The sequence below is a fragment of the Pararhizobium antarcticum genome (genome assembly GCF_001885585.1).
Taxonomy (GTDB): Bacteria; Pseudomonadota; Alphaproteobacteria; order Rhizobiales; family Rhizobiaceae; genus Pararhizobium; species Pararhizobium antarcticum.
Genome location: NZ_LSRP01000088.1, coordinates 1 through 17,811 on the forward strand (window position 1 = coordinate 1; position 17,811 = coordinate 17,811).

Here is a 17,811-nt window from a genome sequence, read left to right on the forward strand (position 1 = left end):
GAAAATATATCTATAATAGAAATCGATAATTTCGGCTCTTTCGGAGATACGCGCTGATGCAGACGATGAAAATCGATAAAGTGGACAAGAACTCTCCGGAGATGACCGGTTTTATCCGCTGGCACTCCGATGCAGCAGAAAAAATCTATAATCTCGCTTTTAATGATCTTCTGTTCCGCGCCCACTCGGTTCATCGCGCGCATTTCGATCCCAATGCCGTGCAGATGAGCCGGCTGCTCTCGATCAAGACCGGTGGCTGCGCCGAGGATTGCGGTTATTGCAGCCAGTCCGCCCATGCCCCGACCGGTCTCAAGGCATCGAAGCTGATGGAGGTCGAGCGTGTGCTGGAGGAAGCGCGCAAGGCAAAGGCGGGCGGTGCGACACGCTACTGCATGGGGGCGGCCTGGCGCAGCCCGAAGGACCGCGACATGGAGGCGGTTCTGGCCATGGTGCGCGGCGTCCGTTCGCTTGGCCTCGAGACATGCATGACGCTCGGCATGCTGACGCCGGCGCAAAGTGATGCGCTCGCGCAGGCTGGGCTTGATTACTACAACCACAATCTCGACACGTCGGAGCGGTTCTACGGCGAGATCATCACGACGCGGACCTTTGCCGACCGGCTGGAGACACTCGCCAATGTTCGCGATGCCGGCCTGAAGGTCTGCGCCGGCGGCATTCTCGGCATGGGCGAGACCACGGATGACCGGATTTCCATGCTGGTGACGCTGGCAAACCTGCCGGTGCCCCCTGAAAGCGTGCCGATCAACATGCTGATCCCCATACCCGGCTCGAAGCTGGCCGATGCGCCACCGGTGGATCCGATCGAATTCATCCGCAGCATCGCGCTTGCCCGCATCCTGATGCCCGCTTCGCATGTGCGGCTGTCGGCCGGCCGCACCGAAATGAGCGACGAGATGCAAGCGCTCTGTTTCTTCGCCGGCGCAAACTCGATCTTCGTTGGCGAGACCCTTCTGACCGCCGGCAATCCGGGCGAAGACAAGGATGCGGCGTTGTTTCGCCGGTTGGGCCTGACGCCGATGCAGCCGGATGTCGGCGCATGAGCGCAGGCGCGCTGATGCAGTATCGCAAATCGCTGTCCGGGCTGGAGCGCAAGGGCCGGCTTCGCACCCTGTTGCCGCAGGCCGGCGCCGATTTCACCTCGAACGATTATCTGGCCCTGGCGGCGGCACCGCGTATCCGCGCGGCCCTTTCGGCAGCGCTGGCGCAGGGTCTGCCGGCCGGTGCTGGCGGCTCGCGCTTGCTGCGTGGCAATCATCCGGAGCATGTGGCGCTGGAGGAGGAAGCGGCGGCGTTCTTCGGCGTCGAGCGGGTGCTCTATTTCGGCAGCGGTTACGCCGCGAATACGGCCTTGTTCGCCACCCTGCCGCAGCGCGGCGATCTGATTGTGCATGATGCGCTGGTGCATGCGAGCGCCCATGACGGTATTCGCGCAAGCCGAGCGCCGGCCGTGTCCGTGTCGCACAACGATGTCGCAGCCTTCGAGACGGCGATTGTCGCTTGGCGGCGGAGCGGTGCAACGGGGCATCCGTGGATCGCTGTCGAAAGCCTCTATTCCATGGATGGCGACCGTGCGCCGCTGGCAGCGCTTGCCGATCTGGCCGACCGGCATGACGGTTTCCTGGTCATCGACGAAGCCCATGCGACGGGCGTGTTCGGCGCCGCCGGAAGGGGTCTGGCAGCAGAGCTTGAAAGACGCTCCAACATCATCGTGTTGCACACCTGCGGCAAGGCGCTCGGTGCGTCCGGTGCGCTGGTCGGCGCCAGCGGCGAGATCTGTGACTACCTGATCAATCGGGCGCGCAGCTTCATCTATGCGACGGCACCGTCGCCGCTGATGGCGGTCGCCGTGCGCGAGGCGTTGAAACTGCTGTCCGACGAGCCGGATCGCCTGCAGGACTTTGCAGCATTGCGGACATTCGCCAATGCGGAACTTGAGGCGGTGCTTGGCCTTGAAGGCAGCGGCTCGCAGATCCTGCCGGTCAGGATCGGCGACAATGGCCGGGCTGCGTCCATCGCCGCGCGCATGCGCGCCAAGGGGTTCGATATCCGTGCCATACGCCCGCCGACCGTTCCGGAGGGGACCTCCCGGCTGAGGATTGCCATCACGCTCAACGTCGACAGGCCGATGATCCGAAACATGTTTGCCGACCTAGCCGGCGTGATGGCGGAGATACCGGCATGACGGCGCGCTTTGTTGTCACCGGCACCGATACCGGCATCGGCAAGACGGTGTTTGCGGCCGGGTTGGCGGGTGTGTTGGCGGCATCCTACTGGAAACCCGTGCAGGCCGGTCTCGACACGGAAACCGACAGCGAAACCGTAAGGCGGCTCGGCGGTCTCCCCGGCATTCGCATCCTGTCCGAGGCCTATCGCCTGAAGACGCCGGCATCGCCCCATCTGGCAGCCCGCATCGATGGCGTGACAATCGACCCGGCAACGCTGCTGCCGCCAGCAGCGGATGGACCGCTGGTGATCGAGGGCGCCGGCGGCTTGCTGGTGCCGCTGAGCGAAACGATCGTGTTCGCCGATGTCTTCGCCCGCTGGCAGATCCCCGTCATTCTCTGTGCCCGCACCGGTCTTGGCACCATAAATCACACGCTGCTGTCGCTGGAAGCCCTGCACCGCCGCGATATACCGGTGTTCGGGGTTGCCTTCATCGGGGACGAGCAGACCGAAACGCAGGCGATCATCGCCAGCATGGGCGGCGTACCGGTTCTGGGACGCCTGCCGCGCCTCGATCCCCTGACGCCGCAGTCCCTGCGCCAGGCCTTCCAGAGCCATTTCGCGATGGACCGTTTTCAGGAGGCCCTGTCTTGAGCCCTGCCGCTTCCCGCTCGCCCGTCTGGCATCCGTTCACGCAGCACGCGCTCGAGCCGCCGATGAAGCGCATTGTCCGCACCGAGGGCGCCCATCTTGTCGACGAAACGGGCGAGCTTATCCTCGATGCCATCTCGTCCTGGTGGGTGATTACCCACGGCCATCGCCATCCGCCGATCATGCAGGCCATCCGCGATGCCACCGAAGCCTATGGCCAGATCATCTTCGCCGAATATACCCACGAACCGGCGGAAGCGCTGGCAAGCGGCCTGATCGAAATTGCGCCTCCGGGTCTTGCGCATGTGTTCTATTCCGACAGTGGTTCGACCTGTGTCGAGGTGGCGCTGAAGATGGCGCTCGGTTTCTTTCACAATTCCGGCACGCCGCGCCGCCGCATCGTCGTCATGGAGCACGGCTATCACGGCGATACGATCGGGACCATGTCGACAGGTGAGCGCGGCGTCTTCAATGCAGCCTACGAGCCGCTTCTCTTCGGGGTCGATCGCCTGCCGTTTCCGGCCCCCGGCAAGGAGCAGGATACGCTCGATGCCTTCGAGGGCTTCTGCCGGACAGGGCAGGTCGCAGCGCTTCTGATCGAGCCGCTGGTGCTCGGTGCCGGTGGCATGAAAATGTACCCCGCCACGGTTCTGTCCGAATTGAAGCGGATCGCCGAACGCCATGACAGCCTGCTGATCGCGGACGAGGTGATGACGGGCTGGGGCCGGACCGGCACCATGTTTGCCTGTTCACAGGCCGCGCTAACCCCCGATATCCTCTGCACCTCGAAGGGACTGACCGGCGGTGCGCTGCCCCTGGCGGCAACGCTCTGCACGGCGGCAATCTTCGACGCGCATCTGTCCACGGACCGCAGCCGGACCTTCTTTCACTCCAGTTCCTATACGGCCAACCCGATTGCCTGTGCTGCCGCCCTTGCCAATCTCGAGGTCTGGAAGAACGAGCCGGTCGGCGCTCGCGTGGATGCGCTGTCGGCAATGCAGGAAGCGCGGCTGGCGCCGTTGCAGAACAACAGGCACTTCGCCGATGTTCGCCGGACCGGGACGATCGTGGCGCTCGACCTTGATGTCCCCGGAGGCGGTTATCTCGCCGATGTCGGTCCGCGACTGCGCGCCTTCTTCCGGCAGAAAAACCTGCTGATCCGCCCCTTGGGCAATATCATCTACCTGATGCCGCCCTATTGCGTCACGGCGACGGAACTCGATTGCGCCTATGCAGCCATCGAGGAGGCGGCCCAACGAGTCGCCGAGGGCACGGTGTGAGCAGCGCCAGCCAGATTGCCGGGTTCGGGCATGCGGTGCCGGAACGCCGCGTCGACAATCTGCAGATCGAGCGTCAGCTGGGTCTCGAACCCGGCTGGATCGAGCGTCGCACCGGCATCCGCTCCAGGCGCTGGGCAGCGGATGGCGACACGCTGACCGATCTTGCCGCGAGAGCCGGCGCGATGGCGCTTGAGGATGCCGGCATCGCGCGGGAGAGCGTGGCATTGACGCTGCTCGCCACATCGACGCCGGATCATTTGCTCCCCCCGTCCGGGCCGCTCCTGGCCCACAAGCTCGGACTCGCCCGGTCCGGGGCGATTGACCTTGCCGGCGCGTGTTCGGGCTTTCTTTATGCCCTGACACTCGCCGACGGCTTTGTGCGGACCCAGGGGCTTCCGGTTCTGGTGGTTGCCGCCAATATCCTCAGCCGGCGCATCAATCCGGCCGAACGGGCAACGGCTGTGCTGTTTGCGGATGCTGCCGGCGCGGTGGTCCTTGCGCCCTCGGATATCACAGGCCATGGCCTTCTCGGCATGGACCTTACCGCCGATGGCCGCGGCTATGACCTGATCTCGATCGCGGCGGGCGGCAGCAGCCGTCCCTTCGCACCGAGTATGGAATCGGCCGATTGCCTGATGACCATGCGCGACGGCCGGGAAATGTTCAGCCAGGCCGTCCGGATGATGACGGGATGTGCCGGCCGCGCCTTGGCCCGGGCCGGGATTGCCGCAGGCGAGATCGATCGTTTCGTTCCGCACCAGGCCAATGGCCGCATTTCCGATGCGGTGTGCGCCGGTCTGCTGATCGATCCGGATAGGGCGTTCCGGACGATCGCGGAGTTTGGAAATTCGTCGGCGGCCACCATCCCGCTGTCCCTGTCGTTGGCCCATCGCCATCGTCCTTTCACGACAGGTGAAAAGGTGCTGCTGACGGCGGCAGGCGCCGGCTTGACGGGGGGGGCCTGTGTCATCGGTATATGAGGCGCAGCAGAGAGCGGTGTTTTGCTGCAGTCATCCGATCTCTGTCGATTATTGCCACTATGTATTTGCAGTCGGCGCCCTCGGCGGTCATTCTCCTGTCATTGCGCGACACGCGTCGTGAAATGAATGCCGAGGAGCTTGTGTGGTTGAGGTGGCCGATCCGTTTCCCGATTTTGGGCTGAGCGTCGAAGACCGGCGCCATGCGGTGCGCGGGCATTATTACGAGACGCCCGGCATGGATGGCGCGCGGGGCGAAATCTGGTGCTACACAAGCGCCTTCTCCTATGCACGGGGCGCGACCGTCGACCTGCATATCAGTTCGACAGCTGCCACCTGCGAAATGGAAATTATCCGCGATGGCGGCGTTGAAACGAGCGTCTACGGCACGGACGAGATTGCCACCGTCTGGCAGGAGACTCCGGACCAGTGTTCCGTCGATGGTTGTGGCTGGGCGCCAAGCCACACGTTCCGCATCCACGAAAGCTGGCCCTCCGGCGCCTATCGCATCACGCTGACCGCAGAAGGTCGCGATGGCAAGCCGATCCGCTGCCATCATCTCATCATCGTCGTGCCGAATGCCGGACGGAAACCCGGCCGGATCCTGCAGGTGGCGGCGACTGGTACCTGGGCGGCCTACAACACCTGGGGCGGCTCCAATCACTATCAGGGCATAACCGGGGAAAACCGCGACCAGTTTGCCACTACCGTCAGTCGCGAACGGCCATGGGGCCGGGGGTTCGTCGTTCTGCCGGCGGATGCGCCGCGTGTGCCGCTGGAGGTCAGCCTGCCGCCCGGCACCGTGCCGCGGTATCCGCACATGGAATGGGCCTATGCGAAGGGCTATTCCAAGAAATATGCCTCGGCCGGCTGGGCAAGTTACGACAGCCATTTCTTCCGCTGGGCTGAGCGCCAGGGTTATGCCGTCGATCTGATGTCGCAGGACGAGTTGCATGTGCGGCCCGAACTGCTCGATGGTTATGACTGCGTCGTCTGCGTCGGCCATGACGAATACTGGACCTGGGAGATGCGCGACGCGATCGATCGATACGTCGATCAAGGCGGCCATGTCGCGCGCTTCGCCGGCAATTTCATGTGGCAGACACGGCTGGAGGACGAGGGGCGACGGCAGGTCTGCTATAAATATGTCGCCCGAACACAGGATCCCGTCTATGCGACCGGCGACATAACCCGTGCCACCAATTCCTGGGAAGCGCCTGAGATCGGCAGGCCTGGCGCCTTGACCTTCGGGCTTAACGCCACCAATGGCGTCTATGCCGGCTGGGGCGGCTGCGCGCCGCGCGGCGTCCGGGGTTTTCCGGTCTATCGCCCCGGCCACTGGGCCTTTGCCGGCACCGGCCTGTTCTATGGCGATCTTATCGGTGCCGACAGCCATATCTATGGCTACGAGGTCGATGGCCTCTCCTACGACATCCGCCACGGCCTGCCTTATCCTTCGGCCGACAGCGGCGCGCCGGAGGGCCTCGAAATCCTGGCGCTCGGCATGGCGAGCCAGGTCGAAGAAAGCGACATGCTTGCCCCCGAAGACCAGTTCTTTGGCGACGAGGACGGCCGCTTCATTGCCGAGACGCTCTATGGCGAGGCGAGCGACGAAAACATGGAAAAGGTTCGCTACAGCAATGGCATGATCGTCCATTTCAAGCGCGGGCAGGGCGAGGTCTTCCACGCCGGAAGCTGCGAATGGGTAGCCGGGCTGTTGCGCCTTGATTCCATGGTGGAACGTATCACCGCCAATGTCCTCAACCGTTTTCTCAACCGATAAGATTCGACAGAGCAAATCCACATGACCATTGAACGTCCCGCTTCCCATCTCTTCTACGTCACGCGCCTGCGCCGTCCGCTGGTCGATCGTGCCGACGGCATCTATTTCTGGACGGCGGATGGCAAACGCTTCATCGATGGATCGAGCGGGCCGATGGTCAGCAATATCGGCCATGGCAATCGTCATGTGATCGAGGCGATGAAACGGCAGATGGAGAAGACCACCTTCGCCTATCGCCTGCATTTCGAAAACGAGCCGGCCGAGGAACTGGCACGGCGCTTGGCCGGCAAGATGCCCGGCGATCTCGACCGGATCTTCTTCGTCTCCGGCGGGTCCGAAGCGGTGGAATCGGCGATCAAGCTCGCCCGCCAATGGGCCGTCGCCACCGGCCAGTCGAAGCGCTGGAAGGTCATCGGCCGCTTCCCGTCCTATCACGGCGGCACGATGGGCGCGCTCGGCGTCACCGGCGATCTGGCGCTGACCGAAACCTTTGCGCCGCAGATCCAGCCGATGCCCGCCATCCCGGCGCCGCGTGCCTATCGCGACCGCGACAACCTGTCGATGGAAGAGCGTGGCCTGCGGTATGCCGATATGCTGGAGGCAAAAATCCTGGAAGAGGGCGCAGACAGCGTCGTTGCCTTCATCATGGAGCCGATCGGCGGGGCTGCAACCGCAGCCCTTGTTGCGCCTGACAGCTACTTCGCCCGCATCCGCGAGATCTGCGATCGTTATGGCATCCTTCTTATCCATGACGAGGTGATGACCGGGGCTGCCCGCACCGGCCGCTATCTCGGCGGCGATCACTGGAACTGCCGGCCGGACATCGTCACGATGTCGAAGGGCATCGGCTCCGGTTATGCGGCGCTGGGCGCCATGGCTGCGTCATCGCGGCTGGTCAAACCGGTGCTGGACATGGGCGGTTTCCAGCACGGCTATACCTATGCCGGCAATCCGCTCGCCTGCGCCGCCGGTCTGGCGGTGCTGGAGGAAATGGAGCGGCTGGACTGCGAAGGCAATGCGGTCCGGATGGGTACCCTGCTGAAGGGCGAAATGGAGGCGCTGTCAAAACGCTTCCCGTTCATTGCCGGCGTGCGCGGCAAGGGACTGCTGCTCGGCGCCGATCTGGTGGCCGACCCCGTGACCTTCCAGTCGTTGCCCAAGGCCAAGGCCACCAACCAGCGCCTCGTCGACCTCTGCTACGAGCGCGGCCTGATCATCTATTCCCGGCGCATCCGCGGCGACGGGATCGAGGCCGACAATTTCATGCTTGCGCCGCCTTTGATCATCACCGCGGAACAGGTGGGCGAAATGGTGGCGATCCTTGCCGATGCGCTCGGGGTTCTGGCGCGCGAACTGGATCTGCCGGTGAATGGGTAAGGACGTCAAAGTGAAAAACAAGGTCATCATCACCTGCGCTGTCACCGGCTCCGTCCACACGCCGTCGATGAGCCCGCATCTTCCGGTCACCCCGGACGAGATCGCCGCACAGGCGATTGCCGCAGCAGAGGCGGGGGCCTCCATCCTGCACCTCCACGCGCGCAACCCTGAGGACGGCCGCCCGACGGCTGATCCCCAAGTCTTCATGCAGTTCCTGCCGCGCATCAGGCAGGCCACCGATGCCGTCATCAACATCTCCACCGGCGGCAGTTCGCTGATGACGCTGGAGGATCGGCTGGCGGCAGCGCTTCAGGCAGAGCCGGAAATGTGCTCTCTCAACATGGGTTCGATGAATTTCGGCATCTTCCCGCTCGCCAGGCCCGACATGGTCTGGCAGCACGCATGGGAGCCGCAGCTGCTCGAGGCGACGCGCGGCACGATCTTCAAGAACACCTTCTCCGATATCGAAAGCATCCTGAAGCAGCTTGGTGAAGGCTGCGGCACGCGCTTTGAATTCGAATGTTACGACGTCGGCCATCTCTATACGCTGAAGCATTTTTATGATCGCGGGCTGGTCAGGGGGCCTCTGTTCATCCAGTTCGTGCTCGGCATCCTCGGCGGCATCGGCGCCGATCCGGAAAATCTTCTGCATATGAAACGCATTGCCGACAAGCTGTTCGGCGACCAATATCGCTTCTCTGTTCTAGCGGCCGGACGCCAGCAGATGCCGCTGATCACGATGGGAGCCACCATGCGGGGCAATGTCCGGGTCGGGCTGGAGGATAGCCTCTATCTCGGACGCGGCGAACTGGCGAAATCCAATGCCGAACAGGTGGCGCGCATCCGCACCATCCTCGAAAACCTGTCGCTGGAAATCGCCACGCCCGACGAGGCGCGGGCCATGCTGGCGCTCAAGGGCGGCGATCGGGTGGCGTTCTGATGGCGGAGGCTCCCCTGCGTATCCGGCTGGCCGTAGCCGGTGATGCCGAAACCATCCATTCCGGCCTGATGATGATCGCCCGGCATCTGGGCGAGGAGGGCAGGATCACGGCGACCCCCGCCGACCTTCTCCGCCATGGCTTCGGGCACCGTCCCGCTTTCACGGCGCTGATCGCCGAGATCGGCAGTGATTTCGCCGGCCTGTCGCTGTATTTCCCCAGTTTCTCGACATGGCGCGGTAAACCGGGCGCCTATATCCAGGACATCGTGGTCGATGAACGCTTTCGTGGTGCCGGTATCGGCGTTGCCCTGCTCCGGGCGACGGCCGGGCATGTGCGGCAGGATGGCGGGTGTTACCTGCGCCTCTCGGTCGATGCGAAAAATGTCGCTGCGCAGCATTTTTATGAGCGCATGGGGCTCGAATGGTCGATGCATGAGCATATTCATGCCGTGTATGGCGATGCCTTCGATGTGCTGGCCGGCCAGCACGAGAGCGGTGTCTGATATGATTTGCGAAAGGCCTGACCGATGAAGACCTTCTATGCCGACGAGCAGAAGACGCATGACCCGAAGATGTTCCTTTCGAGCGGCGCGGCGCAGCCAAACCCGGAAAAGCCGGAGCGGATCGAACGGCTGGTGGCCGGCGCAAAGGCCGCCGGGTCCGAAATCCACCGCCCGCGCAATCATGGCCTGAAATCCATCGCCGCCGTCCATACGCCGGAATATCTGGAATTCCTGCAAAACATCTTCCTGCGCTGGAGCCGCATCGAGGGAGCGTCAAACGAGGTTATCCCGAACATCCATCCGCTTGCCCGCACGGGCAGCTATCCGGCCTCTGCCGTCGGGCAGGCGGGCTACCACATGGCCGACACGGCCTGCCCGATTTCAGCGGACACCTGGATCAGTGCCTGCTGGAGCGCATGGAGTGCCGTCGAGGCGGCCGATGCAGTTCTGTCCGGCGATCGCTCGGCCTATGCCTTGTGCCGCCCGCCGGGGCATCATGCCTTTGCCGATGTTGCCGGCGGCTTCTGCTTTCTCAACAATTCTGCGATCGCCGCCCAGCATCTGGTGAAAGACGGCCGGCGGGTTGCGATCCTCGACGTCGACCTGCATCACGGCAACGGCACGCAGGGCATTTTCTATGGCCGGGCCGACGTGCTGACGGTGTCGCTGCACGCGGACCCGGTGCGCTTCTATCCGTTTTTCTGGGGCCATGCCGACGAGCGGGGTGAAGGCCTCGGCCTCGGCTACAACTACAATCTGCCGCTGCCGCGCAAGACCGGCGATGACGGCTTCCTGCAGGCGCTGTCCGCGGCCCTGCGTCGGATCGAGGCCTATGCGCCGGATGCGCTGGTCGTGGCGCTGGGGCTCGATGCCTATGAGGGCGATCCCTTTGGCGGGTTGTCTGTCTCGACGCCCGGTTTTGCCAGGATTGCCCAGGCGATCGCCGGGCTCGGCCTGCCAAGCGTCATCGTCCAGGAGGGCGGCTATTTGTGCGACGCGCTTTCCGACAATCTGACAGCCTTCCTGACAGGGTTCGGCAATGCCGGCCGCTGACCCCTTCAGTCGGCGTTCTGGGATCAGTCGCGCGATCCGCTCCCGGACACTGCTCCTTGCTGCCGATAGGTCAGCTCGGCAAGCGGCACCCTGTCGAAGGCTGTGAGGAGATGCTGGCTGTCATCAAGGGAGACTTTCCGTAGCGGACCGAACGAGAGCCAGCCGGAAGACCGGTCCAGACCAATCGGAAACACGGTTAACAAGAGGTTGAGCTCCGGCGCCGGTGACGTTTTTTTAATCTCTGTGGCGTAAATTCGACCAAACCGGCGCTGATGATGGAGCAAATCGAAGATTGATCCGTTGTTGCCTTAAGGACTGGATGCTTGTGCAACCGCTCCGGGTTTAGCTGGCCAGGAAGGACGTGTGACATGACTGATCATATCATGAAGACGCTTCTGAACATTTTTGCTGCGCTCTCCTTCGCATCGGTGATGCTATTCGTCATCGTTCTGTAAACGAAGGCTCAAACGAACATATCTGCAAGCAGCGACGCATCGTGCGTGCTCGCCACCGGTCTCCTCAGACGTCAAGGGTACAGATAGTGTTTCTCCCATTCGTCATGGGGCACGACCTCGCCGATCTTGTACTTGAAGGATAGAACCTTGAGGTGTTCGGGACCGGTGCTGCATTTGAATGTCAGCCTGTACCATTCACCCTTGCTGCGAAACACGGCGCCCGGCGCCTTCATGGCGTTTTCTTCCATGACGGGATCGGCAAACGTATAGGCGATCACCTTGTCCGGCCGGTAGACGCTCTTGTCGGCGCTGATCCGCTCCATGGCCTCTGTATCGCAGCGTTGCTCCAGGCGGGTTTCCGGATCGAGTTTCTCGAACTGCCGAACAAGTCTCTGGTCCATGGCCGATGTCGAGGTCGCGGTGAAAACGACGGCCAGAATTGGCCAGATACGTATCCTCATAATCACGTTAACTCCATGAACTTCCATAAATCACACTCAGCCGCAAACATCGGCAGCTGCGAAAAGCTGGTTATTTCGGATCAACCTTTGTGCTTTTTCAACGGCAAGAATGTGTCGCGCGTCCAAAACAGGTCTCACGTCTCGGAAACATCGATCCATTCGGCACCGGTGAGGTCTGCCATGCGCATGGGGTCGATCCGCACGGCCGCGTTGGTCGCGCCGGCGGCCGGCACAACCTCCTTGAATGCCCGAAGCGAAACATCGCAATAGATGGTGTGCGGCTTCACCAGACCGAAGGGGCAGACGCCGCCGATCGGGTGCCCGGTTTCCGCTTCGACTTCATCAAGCGCGAGCATCTTGGCCTTGCTGGCAAACCTGGCCTTGAATTTCCTGTTGTCGAGCCGTGCATCGCCCCGCGTGACGATCAGGATAACGTCGTCGCCGACACGCAGCGCCAGGGTCTTGGCGATCTGGCCGGGCGCAACACCATGGCCTTCTGCAGCCTGCGCGACCGTCGCAGTGCTCTGCGCAAGTTCGATGACGGTGATATCGGGGGCATGTTCGGCGAAGAACGCCTTGACGGAATGAAGGCTCATGACACTCCCGAAAACGGCCAGACATTGTGCCAGCGATTTGTTTCAGTCGTCGTTGGTCGCGTCAAGGTCTTCGGGGCGCGTACCGGTTTGGCCGGTCGGCAGGTAACCATGCGTGCTGAACCAGTTTTCCAGCACGGCGCCGATCGCTTCTTCGCGGGTCAGCATGCCCGGATGATCGGCTATGAAGGCTTTAAGCGCCAGTTCCAGTTCCGTTTTGTAAAGCTCCGACATCGAGGCTCCCTTTAATCATGGAAAAAACGGCCCGCAAGAGGTGCGGGCCGCGCAGGTCTTTGATGCTGTTCAGGCGCGCTTGATGACGCGGATCAGCAGAAGCAGGATCACAGCGCCCAGCGTTGCCGCAAGAATAGCACCGAGAATGCCATCGCCGAGCGGCAGACCGAGACGCGGAAACAGGGCGCCGGCAATGAAGGCGCCGACGATGCCGACGATGATGTTGCCGAGCAGGCCGAAGCCGAAACCCTTGACGATCAGACCGGCGAGCCAGCCGGCGATCGCGCCGATCAGGATGAAGATAAGAATACTTTCAATGCCCATGGATGGTTCCTTTCCCGTTGCATTTCATCAATCGAAATAGTGCGGCGCGGTCCGATGGATAGGGGGGCACGTGACAATTTTCGAATATATCCTGTAGGGAGTGGATGGGTGCATCACACAGAAAAAGACCCCGGCATGTCCATGCCGAGGCCTCCGATTTTTTTCGTTTTGCAGAGGGTCAGACGATCCCGCCGCCGCCGCTTTTCGAAGCCGGCCGTTCGCCCGAGACTTTGGCGCGGTAGCCGCTCGCCCGGTAGGCTGCAATCGGTGCAATGGCGCCGCCAGCCTCGTAGCGCGACATGGCGAGAATAGGCTCGACATGGGTGCGGAACGCGGCTTTCAGCGTCTCCGTCGCCATCAGCGCGTCATTGCCGTCCTGATAGCCTTCGAGCGCTTTGCGGTCGACCAGCAGCGCCTGCGCATAGGCACGGCTGACCTCGGTTGCCGAGTTCATCAGGCTTTCGATCGGATCGGTGACATTGTGGCTCTGGTCCAGCATGTGCATCGGCGCAAAACCCTCCGCCTGCCGCGTCTCTGCATCGACCAGTTCGTTGAACACCAGGAACAGACGGTAGGGATCGATCGAGCCGGTATCCAGGTCGTCGTCGCCATATTTCGAATCGTTGAAGTGGAAACCGCCGAGTTTCTTGAACTGGATCAACCGGGCAACGATCATCTCGATATTGACATTCGGTGCATGGTGGCCGAGATCGACGAGGCAATGGGCCTTTGGGCCGAGTTCCTGGGCGATCAGGTAGTTTGTGCCCCAGTCCTGCACGACCGTCGAATAGAAGGCCGGCTCGAACATCTTGTGCTCGGAAAAGATCTTCCAACCGTCCGGCAGGCCCTTGTAGATCGCCTTCATCGCCTCGAGGTAACGCTCGAAGCTTTTGGTGAAGTTGCTCTGACCGGGAAAGTTGGAACCGTCGCCGATCCAGACCGTGAGCGCGTTCGAGCCCAGCACCTTGCCGATCTCGATGCATTCGAGATTGTGATCGACGGCCTGCTGGCGCGTTGCCGCATCGGCATGGCTGAGCGAGCCGAACTTGTAGGAATGGGCCTGGTCGGGTGCGTCCGAGAATGTGTTGGAATTCATCGCGTCGAAGCCGAGGCCAAGCGCGTTGCCCTTCTCCCGCAGCCCCTTCAGGTCGTCGACCTTGTCCCAGGGAATGTGCAGGGAGACCGTCGGCGTCGCCTTTGTCAGCTGCTGGATGACCGCGCAATCCTCGATCTTGTCATAGATGTTGCGTGGCTCGCCGGTGCCGGGAAAGCGGGCAAAGCGGGTGCCGCCGGTGCCGACGCCCCAGGAAGGCACGGCGACACCGTAAGCGGTGACTTTCGCCTTGACCGCATCGATATCGATACCGCGGCGCGAAAGTTGCGCACCCAGATGGTCGTAATCCGACCGTGTATCGGCAATGCGCGCCTCGTTATCCCTTGCAATCACATCGGGTGCGATCGTGAAGTCGGTCATGGTTTCTTCCCCAGCATCTGAACTTTTCTCCGCTATCCGCGTTACCACGTCTCGATTGTTGAACCCATTTGGAGGTCCCCTTGGACGTCGTTCGTATTCTTGTTGCTATTCTTCTGCCGCCGGTCGGCGTCTTCCTGCAGGTCGGCATCGGTCTGCAGTTCTGGCTGAACATCCTCCTGACGCTGTGCGGCTATGTTCCCGGCATCATCCATGCCATCTGGATCATCCTCAGGCGCTGATCAGCGCCTGAGCCGCATCGTGGGCATCAGCGCGTGAAGGATTGCGCGTTGCCGGCATCGACATTGATGATGTTGCCGGTCGACTTGGCCGACATGTCGGAGGCGAGGAAGTAGATCGCCTCGGCAATGTCTTCCGGGAAGACGCTGAGCTTCAGCATGGACCGTTCGCGATACATCGCCTCCAGCCCTTCCATGTCCGTCTTGTAGACGGCGGCGCGCTGTTCCTTCCATTCGCCAGACCAGATCTTCGAACCACGCAAAACGGCATCCGGGTTGACGACATTGACCCGGATCTGTGCCGATGCGCCTTCGAGAGCGAGGCATCGTGCGAGGTGGATTTCCGCAGCCTTTGCCGTGCAATAGGCCGATGCGCCGGGCGAAGCGGCAAGGCCGTTCTTGGAGGCGACGAAGACGACGTTGCCGCCGGCCTTCTGGTTGCGGAAGATGCGAAATGCTTCGCGCGAGACAAGGAAATAGCCGGTCGCAAGAATATCCATGTTCTTGTTCCAGAGCGCCAGCGTCGTGTCCTCGATCGCAGCCGAGGATGCAAGGCCCGCATTGGAAACGAGAATATCAAGTCCGCCGAACTCCAGCAGCGCGTCGGCAAAGCTCTTCTCGACAGCAGCCTCGTCAGTCACGTTCATATTGACGGAGCGGACAAAATCCTTGCCGTAGCGACCGCCGAGTTCGGACAGTGCTAAGGCCAGTGCTGCTTCGTCGATATCGGCGAGCACGACGCAGGCGCCCTCCAGCATCAACCGGTTGGCTGTTGCCTTGCCGATGCCGCCGGCGCCGCCGGTGACCAGCGCGATCTTGCCGGCGAGCATCTTCGGCCTCGGCATGCGCTGCAGCTTTGCCTCTTCGAGCAACCAGTATTCGATGTCGAAGGCTTCTTGTTCCGGCAGGCCGACATAGGTCGAGACCCCGGAGGCGCCGCGCATGACATTGATCGCATTGACATAGAATTCGCCGGAAATCCGCGCTGTCGCCTTGTCCTTGGCGAAGGTGATCATGCCGACGCCCGGAATAAGATAGACGACGGCATTCGGGTCGCGCATCGCCGGGCTGTTGTCGCGCTTGCAGCGCCCGTAATAGGCAGCGTATCCGGCGCGATAGTCGGCGATGGCAGCCTCGAGGCCGGCCAGCGTCTTGTCGATATCCGGATTGGCCGGATCGAAATCGAGGACCAGCGGGCAGATCTTGGTGCGCAGGAAATGGTCGGGGCAGGAGGTTCCAAGGGCTGCCAGCGGCGCAAGGTTCTTCGACGTCACGAAGTCGAGCACGGCCTGGCTGTCGTCGAAATGGCCAAGCTTGCGCTCGTCGGCGCTGATCATGCCGCGAATGACCGGCATTAGTTTCTGCGCAACGGCCCGGCGCTCGGCGGCTGGCAGGACAGGCTTGACGGCGCCGCCGAAGGCTGGCGCCGTGTTCGTCGTCTCGAACCAGGCAATTGCCTTGTTGATGATTTCGATCGTGGTTTCGTACGCTTCCTTCGCCGTATCGCCCCAGGTGAACAGGCCATGGCTTTCCAGGATCAACCCGCGTGCACCCGGATTTTCGACGCAGAATTTCGACAGCCACAGGCCGAGCTCGAAGCCGGGACGCTTCCAGGGCAACCAGCCGATATCGTCGCCGAAGATCTGGCGTGTCAGCTCCTGGCTGTTCCTGGAGGCGGCAATGGCGATGATCGCGTCCGGGTGCATGTGGTCGACATGCTTTTTCGGCACATAGGCATGCAGCGGCGTGTCGATCGAGGCGGCGCGCGGATTGAGGTTGAACGTGCAGTGCGGCAGGTAGCCGACCATCTCGTCTTCATGCTCGAGGCCGCGGTAGAGACCTTTCAAGGCCTCCAGCTTCTCCATGTAGAGCGTCGAGAAACCGTCCATCTTGATGGTGCCGACGTCGCCGCCGGAGCCCTTGACCCAGAGAACCTCGACCATGCCGCCGCCGAGAGGATCCTTTTCCATCACCTTGGCGGAGGTGTTTCCGCCGCCGTAATTGGTGATCCGCTTGTCGGAACCGAGCAGGTTGGAGCGGTACAGAAGCCGTTCCGCCTCGGTCATGTCCGCCGACCTGGCATCGTCCCAGAGATTGGCCAAGCGTGACCCTTGTTGCTTGTCGAGCATGTGAATTCCTCCCGGTCAATTCCGCGTCGGCCGGCTGGACATGCCAGGGGCGGGAACGCATTCGTTGTCATCAGATCACATAAATTGTCGCTGCATGTCAATCATAAACGATCAAAAACAATCATATTGCACTGCACAATGAAAAAATATGACTGATTGTGATTGACATTGCGCGGTCGTGATGGAAGCATAGGCAGCGTTGGAGGAGCAGATGCACGAAAAAGAGCGACACAGGATCATCCTGTCGGCGGTCCAGGACAAGCCGGTGATTACCGTGCCTGAACTGGTCGATCTGACGGACAGTTCCGAAGCGACGATCCGCAGGGATATCGCGGCGCTGCACGTGCAAAAGCGTCTTCGCCGGGTGCGTGGCGGTGCCGAGGCGATCAATCCACCGCAATTCGTCGGTCTGGCCGGTCGCCCGTTCAGCGTCAATGAAGGGCTGCATGCCCGCCAGAAGCAGGCGATTGCCAAGGAGGCCGTGGCTCTCTGTCAGGACGGCGAGCCGATCATCATCAATGGTGGTACGACCACCTTCCAGATGGTGCATTTTCTCGCCAATCGCCGCATGCAGGTGTTCACCAATTCCTTTCCGATCGCTGAGCATCTGCTCAAGCATTCCAAGAACACGGTGATGCTCTCCGGCGGCACGATCTACCGCGAGCAGAACATCATCCTCAGCCCCTTCGACAATGACGTGACCCGCAATTTCTATGCGCGCCGCATGTTCATGGGTGCCCAGGGGCTCGGTCCGCTCGGCCTGATGGAAGGCGACCCGCTGCTCATCCAGGCCGAGCAAAAGCTGATCGACCAGGCCGATGAACTCGTCGTGCTGATCGACTCGTCGAAATTTCACAAACGTTCCAGCCTCATTCTCTGCGGGCTGAAGCGCATCACCACGGTGATCACGGATCAGGGCATCGAGGACCGTCACGTCCAGATGCTCGAAGATGCAGGCGTCGGTTTGGTCATTGCCAATACGCGGCCGGGCATCGTTGAAGAGAATGCTTCGTCGTCGGCCTGAACCGGCGGGAAGTGGGGAGTGGATCAACTGCACCATGCCAGGGCATTGCCGGACGCTGGGGCGGGGATTGAAAGAACAAAGCCGGATGAAGGCGGTCATCGTGACCGCATGAGGCTTGAACGGGAGGAGAATA

18 protein-coding genes are annotated in these 17,811 nt (G+C 62.0%); 12 read left to right on the top strand and 6 right to left on the bottom strand.

Features of this window, described 5'->3' with window-relative positions:
* The first annotated feature begins 101 nt into the window (after positions 1-101).
* The 10 genes from bioB to AX760_RS13560 all read left to right on the top strand — a co-directional run bounded on the left by bioB (position 102) and on the right by AX760_RS13560 (position 10,748).
* On the top strand, positions 102-1,061 hold the full coding sequence (gene bioB / locus AX760_RS13515; RefSeq protein WP_245295019.1) for a biotin synthase BioB: 960 nt from the start codon (positions 102-104) through the stop codon (positions 1,059-1,061).
* Complete coding sequence (locus tag AX760_RS13520) at positions 1,058-2,203, top strand: 8-amino-7-oxononanoate synthase (protein ID WP_071833423.1); 1,146 nt, start codon at positions 1,058-1,060, stop codon at positions 2,201-2,203. The genes bioB and AX760_RS13520 overlap by 4 nt, the downstream gene beginning before the upstream one ends.
* Positions 2,200-2,838 (top strand): dethiobiotin synthase, encoded by a 639-nt coding sequence (gene bioD, locus AX760_RS13525; RefSeq protein WP_071833424.1) that lies wholly within the window; start codon positions 2,200-2,202, stop codon positions 2,836-2,838. Before AX760_RS13520 ends, bioD begins: the two co-directional genes overlap by 4 nt.
* 62 nt (positions 2,839-2,900) lie before the next feature.
* Positions 2,901-4,115, top strand: coding sequence for an adenosylmethionine--8-amino-7-oxononanoate transaminase (locus AX760_RS13530; protein ID WP_245295020.1), 1,215 nt, complete (start codon positions 2,901-2,903; stop codon positions 4,113-4,115).
* Positions 4,112-5,095 (top strand): beta-ketoacyl-ACP synthase III, encoded by a 984-nt coding sequence (locus AX760_RS13535; RefSeq protein ID WP_245295018.1) that lies wholly within the window; start codon positions 4,112-4,114, stop codon positions 5,093-5,095. The genes AX760_RS13530 and AX760_RS13535 overlap by 4 nt, the downstream gene beginning before the upstream one ends.
* Positions 5,096-5,237: 142 nt before the next feature.
* The gene (locus AX760_RS13540; RefSeq protein WP_071833426.1) at positions 5,238-6,875 is read left to right on the top strand and encodes a N,N-dimethylformamidase beta subunit family domain-containing protein; all 1,638 of its coding nucleotides are present in this window, start codon (positions 5,238-5,240) and stop codon (positions 6,873-6,875) included.
* 21 nt (positions 6,876-6,896) lie between these two features.
* The gene (locus AX760_RS13545) at positions 6,897-8,252 is read left to right on the top strand and encodes an aminotransferase family protein (RefSeq protein ID WP_071833427.1); all 1,356 of its coding nucleotides are present in this window, start codon (positions 6,897-6,899) and stop codon (positions 8,250-8,252) included.
* Positions 8,245-9,192, top strand: a complete 948-nt coding sequence (gene kce / locus AX760_RS13550) for a 3,5-dioxohexanoate:acetyl-CoA acetone transferase (RefSeq protein ID WP_071833428.1) — start codon at positions 8,245-8,247, stop codon at positions 9,190-9,192. Before AX760_RS13545 ends, kce begins: the two co-directional genes overlap by 8 nt.
* The gene (locus AX760_RS13555) at positions 9,192-9,695 is read left to right on the top strand and encodes a GNAT family N-acetyltransferase (protein ID WP_071833429.1); all 504 of its coding nucleotides are present in this window, start codon (positions 9,192-9,194) and stop codon (positions 9,693-9,695) included. The genes kce and AX760_RS13555 overlap by 1 nt, the downstream gene beginning before the upstream one ends.
* A 24-nt stretch (positions 9,696-9,719) precedes the next feature.
* Positions 9,720-10,748: a histone deacetylase family protein gene (locus AX760_RS13560; protein WP_071833430.1), complete on the top strand. Its 1,029-nt coding sequence runs from the start codon at positions 9,720-9,722 to the stop codon at positions 10,746-10,748.
* A 526-nt stretch (positions 10,749-11,274) separates the two neighbouring features.
* On the opposite strand, the gene AX760_RS13565 is transcribed toward AX760_RS13560, so the two are convergent.
* The 5 genes from AX760_RS13565 to rhaI form a co-directional block, all read right to left on the bottom strand.
* On the bottom strand, positions 11,275-11,664 hold the full coding sequence (locus AX760_RS13565) for a DUF930 domain-containing protein (RefSeq protein ID WP_071833431.1): 390 nt from the start codon (positions 11,662-11,664) through the stop codon (positions 11,275-11,277).
* Positions 11,665-11,798: 134 nt separating this feature from the next.
* On the bottom strand, positions 11,799-12,260 hold the full coding sequence (locus AX760_RS13570; RefSeq protein ID WP_071833432.1) for a YbaK/EbsC family protein: 462 nt from the start codon (positions 12,258-12,260) through the stop codon (positions 11,799-11,801).
* Positions 12,261-12,302: 42 nt separating this feature from the next.
* Positions 12,303-12,491 carry a hypothetical protein gene (locus tag AX760_RS13575; protein ID WP_071833433.1) on the bottom strand — a complete coding sequence of 63 codons (189 nt, stop codon included), beginning with the start codon at positions 12,489-12,491 and terminating at the stop codon, positions 12,303-12,305.
* 69 nt (positions 12,492-12,560) lie between these two features.
* Positions 12,561-12,815 carry a GlsB/YeaQ/YmgE family stress response membrane protein gene (locus AX760_RS13580; RefSeq protein WP_071833434.1) on the bottom strand — a complete coding sequence of 85 codons (255 nt, stop codon included), beginning with the start codon at positions 12,813-12,815 and terminating at the stop codon, positions 12,561-12,563.
* 178 nt (positions 12,816-12,993) lie between these two features.
* Entirely contained in the window at positions 12,994-14,289 is a 1,296-nt protein-coding gene (rhaI, locus tag AX760_RS13585; protein ID WP_071833435.1) for an L-rhamnose catabolism isomerase, read from the bottom strand.
* 80 nt (positions 14,290-14,369) lie between these two features.
* On the opposite strand from rhaI, the gene AX760_RS13590 reads away from it, so the two are divergent.
* Entirely contained in the window at positions 14,370-14,528 is a 159-nt protein-coding gene (locus tag AX760_RS13590) for a YqaE/Pmp3 family membrane protein (protein ID WP_071833436.1), read from the top strand.
* A gap of 26 nt (positions 14,529-14,554) precedes the next feature.
* Here AX760_RS13590 and AX760_RS13595 read toward each other — a convergent pair whose 3' ends face one another.
* The gene (locus AX760_RS13595) at positions 14,555-16,654 is read right to left on the bottom strand and encodes a bifunctional rhamnulose-1-phosphate aldolase/short-chain dehydrogenase (protein WP_071833437.1); all 2,100 of its coding nucleotides are present in this window, start codon (positions 16,652-16,654) and stop codon (positions 14,555-14,557) included.
* Positions 16,655-16,865: 211 nt separating this feature from the next.
* Between AX760_RS13595 and AX760_RS13600 the strand changes: the two genes are divergently transcribed.
* On the top strand, positions 16,866-17,678 hold the full coding sequence (locus AX760_RS13600; RefSeq protein WP_071833438.1) for a DeoR/GlpR family DNA-binding transcription regulator: 813 nt from the start codon (positions 16,866-16,868) through the stop codon (positions 17,676-17,678).
* The last annotated feature ends 133 nt before the right edge of the window (positions 17,679-17,811 follow it).